This window comes from Microbulbifer okhotskensis (assembly GCF_023895975.1).
GTDB lineage: Bacteria > Pseudomonadota > Gammaproteobacteria > Pseudomonadales > Cellvibrionaceae > Microbulbifer > Microbulbifer okhotskensis.
The window spans coordinates 1-4,689 of record NZ_JALBWM010000184.1 but is presented as its reverse complement, the minus strand read 5'-3'; the positions used below and the strand labels follow the sequence as shown (position 1 = coordinate 4,689).

Annotated in this window: 6 protein-coding genes; 4 read left to right on the top strand and 2 right to left on the bottom strand. The window is 44.0% G+C overall.

Annotation, left to right across the window (positions count from 1 at the left end; translation table 11 throughout):
• Window positions 1-385: 385 nt before the first annotated feature.
• Entirely contained in the window at window positions 386-529 is a 144-nt protein-coding gene (locus tag MO867_RS20635) for a DUF4113 domain-containing protein (protein ID WP_252472621.1), read from the bottom strand.
• Window positions 530-725: 196 nt separating this feature from the next.
• Between MO867_RS20635 and MO867_RS20630 the strand changes: the two genes are divergently transcribed.
• Window positions 726-1,175, top strand: coding sequence for a helix-turn-helix domain-containing protein (locus MO867_RS20630; RefSeq protein WP_252472617.1), 450 nt, complete (start codon window positions 726-728; stop codon window positions 1,173-1,175).
• Between the two features lie 303 nt (window positions 1,176-1,478).
• Here the strand turns inward: MO867_RS20630 and MO867_RS20625 are convergent, their stop codons facing one another.
• Complete coding sequence (locus MO867_RS20625; protein ID WP_252472615.1) at window positions 1,479-2,159, bottom strand: DUF6629 family protein; 681 nt, start codon at window positions 2,157-2,159, stop codon at window positions 1,479-1,481.
• 444 nt (window positions 2,160-2,603) lie between these two features.
• Here MO867_RS20625 and MO867_RS20620 point away from each other — a divergent pair, with 444 nt between their 5' ends.
• The 3 genes from MO867_RS20620 to MO867_RS20610 all read left to right on the top strand — a co-directional run.
• The gene (locus MO867_RS20620) at window positions 2,604-3,515 is read left to right on the top strand and encodes an IS1595 family transposase (protein ID WP_309143323.1); all 912 of its coding nucleotides are present in this window, start codon (window positions 2,604-2,606) and stop codon (window positions 3,513-3,515) included.
• A gap of 251 nt (window positions 3,516-3,766) precedes the next feature.
• On the top strand, window positions 3,767-4,285 hold the full coding sequence (locus MO867_RS20615; RefSeq protein WP_252472612.1) for a hypothetical protein: 519 nt from the start codon (window positions 3,767-3,769) through the stop codon (window positions 4,283-4,285).
• 104 nt (window positions 4,286-4,389) lie between these two features.
• Window positions 4,390-4,689 (top strand): transposase (locus MO867_RS20610; protein WP_252472611.1); only part of this gene is annotated, 300 nt, incomplete at its 3' end.

Here is a 4,689-nt window from a genome sequence, read left to right as displayed (position 1 = left end):
AGTATCCGGCCTTGGTTCCTACCTATTTCGCCCCCTAAAACTGTCCGAAGTATTGCTTAGCTAAAAGTTGATATCACTTGAAACCTCAATATAGATTGAGGTCATAATTACCACACCAAATTACCACACTGGAGCCCAAAACGAAAAAACCCCGCACTAGGCGGGGTTCTTAAGTCCTTGATAAACAAGGAGATATTTGGGGTGGCCGACGGGTTTCGAACCCGCGACATCAGGAATCACAAGGTTTGGCTCAACCCAATAAAATCAACCACTTACATCACCTTCAGGGGGTAATCACTGCATATAGAACCAGTATCTTACCCCGCGGCATGACTATTAAACTCTAGAGTTACCCCCGGCGTAAGCTGGACATGCAATCAGCTATTCAGGCCGCTACTTCCGGCAACTCATCCCACCGAGTCGTATAGGCGGGAGACTTATACTGCTGACGCATCTTCCACTTTTTTTTGATGCCCTCAGCCCCTAGGAACAAAGTGCCTCGCCCAAACTTTTGGTTGATTTGATCCATAGCCTGCATAGTCTCGCCCGCCCGCACTGGTTGCTAGCTGTTTACACCGGCTTTTGACGACAGGCAAGCCAACGCTACTAGCTAATTCACCGCTTTCAAATAGATGTTCTGGATTGTTTCGGTTTTAGCAATGCAAAATGCCGGAAGTTTTCGATAATCGAAATATTGGTAAAACGAGGGTACCCAATACGGCTGGATGTCTGAGGCCGAAACACTAGGCAATCGCCTGCGCAACGCAAGGAAAATGGATGGGAAGACGATTTCGCAGCTAGCCACACAGCTGGGGCTGACACTCTCAAATTTCGAAAATGGAAACAGGCAATCAGAAGATACCGGCGGAGCTGCTGCCGGCCTGGTGCGAGGCGGTGGGGATTACGTTGGCGGAGGTGTACGGAGTGGAGAACCTGCACCACTTTGCGCAGATCCCGTTTCCGCCGTTGATCGCACGGCTTTATGCACAGCTACCGCAGGAGTTTCACCGGCATATCCACAGAGCAGTAGAAAGCGCTTACCAGCTTTGGAAGAGCCGGCGGTAAATTTAACGCCGCAAACAGCGGAGAAGCCGCGGAGAAGCTGTCCAGCCCACGAAGTCGGCGATGCTGCTTTGCTTTGGTACGCCCAGCATGGGCGTGGACTAATGGGGTGAAAGTCCCCTGTAGGATGATCACCGTTTAATGGATTCCATTAAATGCTAACTACTAGCGAATGGCAACTGCAACACCGTGAGGTTTTGTGGGGAGGAAGCCGCTAGCAAAACTACGAGCTGACGAACAGAAACATCATATAAGGCTTAGCCTAGAGGCGAGGTGACCAAGGACACCGAAGCCAAGTGATCTAATGGGTAGAGTAAATGATGCAGTTGCGTAGTGAAAGTTCAATATCATCTGTTAACTTATTAGATAATTATATCACCCTTAACGCGGCGACCAAATTAACTTTGCAACTACAATCATGATGCTTGTTTTTTCATCTTTGCTTTATGATCATTTATTAATAGAAAATAAATCCATAAAGTCGATATCGCTGCAAAGAAACACCAGGTTGATACCCATGTTTCACGCTGAGTAAAGTAGGTGGTAACACCGAGTAGCATGACAAGTGCCCAGAATTTTCTGAAAAGTCGATTGCTCGATAATAAAAATAAAACACCAAGTGAAGAATAAATAATATCCCGCACTGTAACGGATAACAAGCCGCCACCGGACACAATATAACATAGGCCATGTCCACACTTGCTGGTTTTTATTAAATGCCTGGGCCCGGACTCTAATAGCACAGGTAGCCAAAGGTATAAGCCAAAAACAAAACCTGTGATGATCAATATAACAAAAAAAACTTTTTTCCATTTTTTTGCCTCAAGACTAAAGGCTACGATAGGCAGCCAAGTAAGCCAAAAAAATAAAGCAAAAAATAAAAATAAAATAGAAGATGCTGTGGTCAGTGATATTGATTTTTCGTTGTACCCAATCCATACCGCGCCTTCACTCGCTTGTTGTAACGCAAAAAAGAGAGGAGTAATCGCGAGCAATAAATAGGTTTTATCATTTTTTATAGCATGTTTTGTGCACAAGACACCACCGACAAGAAGCAGTGCTGCTGATCCGAATGATGCTGTGGCTGAAAAACACATAGTGGTTTTCTCTATATGTAAAATATTGTAATTTAAGCCAGAGCCTTATAACCTAAGGTACAGCATAGCAGTAACTTTAACCTAAACTTCAGTTGATATTCGCTAATTTGTGCTAAGCTTTTAAATTTGTCTTCAAAGACTATATAGTTCAAAGCCTTCAATTCACCCTATGAGTTAAGCCGAAAGCACCAACAAAGATACATCGAGTTTGCCTATGGAAATCGATACTTATGCAGGTAGGGTCTATGTCGGATGGGAGTAACAAGCCAGTGTGACGCCGCTGGGTTAATTGCCGCTCTTTATTCAGTTTATCAAAGCTGGCCACCGTTTTGACCCTTGGGTTTAGGATTGCCCGTTGCATATTAGAGTAATAGTGTCCCCATTAAATTAAGGCTCTTAAGTAGAATCTGGTAATCCTGTAGAATACAGCCTTATCTTAATTAGATGACCAACATCCAGCTCATGTTAAAAATTACGGAAATATTGAGTGAAGCCGAATGCTACAACAAGCTCAGAACAATGTGTTGGCCGGATGGACAAGTACTGTGCCCGAAATGCTTGTCAGGCAACTCTCATAAAATTGGTCAAGAGGATACCAAGCGTCGGTACAAGTGTATTGACTGCAACAGGCACATTAATGACTTGACCGGCACTCTGTTTCAATCCAGTAATTTACCATTGAAGTTCTGGATGTGTTGCTTGTATCTGATGGGGCTGAATGTCTCGAACCGGCAAATATCCCTGGAACTCGGTGTGAGCGAAAAAACGGCTCAAACTATGACAGAGCAAATGCGGACAGAAATTAAAAATAATCGTCCCAAGACGACACTGTCTGGAGAAGTTGAATTTGATGAGGTTTATGTGGTTTCAGGGCACAAAGGCCACCCTGCATCGGTAAAAAAAGGGCGAAAACCCCGTAGACGACGGCTAAAAGGTGCTCGTGGTCGGGGAACGCTCGAAAAGGAGAAGCCACCGATTCTGGGAATGATCCAGAGAGGAGGTGAGGTTGTTATTCGTATGCTGGAGAATGTTCAACAAAAAACGATTCGCCCCATCATAGAAAAATACGTTGCCAAAGGAACGACAACCTACACGGATGAATACGATATTTATAGCCAGCTGAATAACTGGGGATATGAACGTCATTCAGTTTGTCACTCAGCGGGTGAGTACGCAAGAGATGATGATGGAGACGGATTTTGTGAGGTTCACGTGAATACGATGGAAGGTTTCTGGTCTTTACTTCGCTCATGGTTGCGGCCTCACAGAGGGATTTCACAGGAAAAGTTGCCTGCATATCTCGCTTTTTTTCGAGGCGGCACACAATATCAGAAAATGGGGGCGTGGATTACTTGACCCCATGATCGAATTGATCTTAAGAAACCCCGTGAACGAGAAATAGTGAATTGCTCCTAAGAGCCTAGGAAATTTATCTCACCAGCTAGTAAATTTTACCTGAATTAACCCATAAAACGATCCACCGGCACCTCCCTAAAAATTTAAAGACTATTATTTTTAGACCAAGATATTGTTACTAACTATCTTGCTAATTTTTAGTATTGGTATTTTTTAGCAAGGCTTTCAGTTATCAATGAAGGGAATACCTCATGAACAGTGTCGCCCCAAGACTTCTTATATCTGCAGCCGCAATCAGCCTGACGCTGGGCTTAGCTGCACCTGTATTTTCAGCCACGGACATGGCATCTAGTGACATCACATTACAATTTTCTGAAAATATAATTATTACCAATGTTGACCCTGTAACCATCGCAGATCCCGTAACCGGATCTAATGCCATGGGTTCAGATACATTCTGTATTGCAGGTACTGGCTTTAGTACCTTTAACATCACATTTGCCAATACCGGAACTGATCCAACCTTTCGCCTAATGAGCAGTAACGGTACAGGTGCAATCATATACGAAGTATTATTTGCCGATACCGCAACTGGACCAGCTAATCCTGTATTCGCTGGTATACCCGTAAACGGACAACCACTTCAAGCAAGTGACTGCTCAAATGATGATGCAAGATTTGATATTGAAATTCCTTTTTCAGAATGGAATGACAGAGAGGATGACGGCCCATTTACCGGTACTATGATGATCACTGTAGAGTCTGAATAAAATTGTTCAAAATTTTAATTGTTTAACAGGCTGTTGAAAATCGCTCGCATAGATACTGGTTTTGGTAGATTATCCAGAAGATAAACTCTGGATAATCTACGATAATGCGCGGCGCCGATATCACTCAAGAAGCTTTATTCACAACCGTTCACCTGGAATCTTTCGTCCCTAAGAAGCACCCCCTACGCGCTATCCGGACTCTCTTTAACCTCGCCCTCAAACGTATAGATTGGCTGCTGGATTCAGCATATTGTGAATATGGCCGTGAATCTATCCCGCCTGAACGCTTATTAAGAGCCCAGCTACTGCAGGTTCTGTACACGATTCGCAGTGAAAGACAGTTAATGGGGCAAATGAATTACAACTTGCTATTTCGCTGGTTTGTTGGACTTTCGGTAGACGAT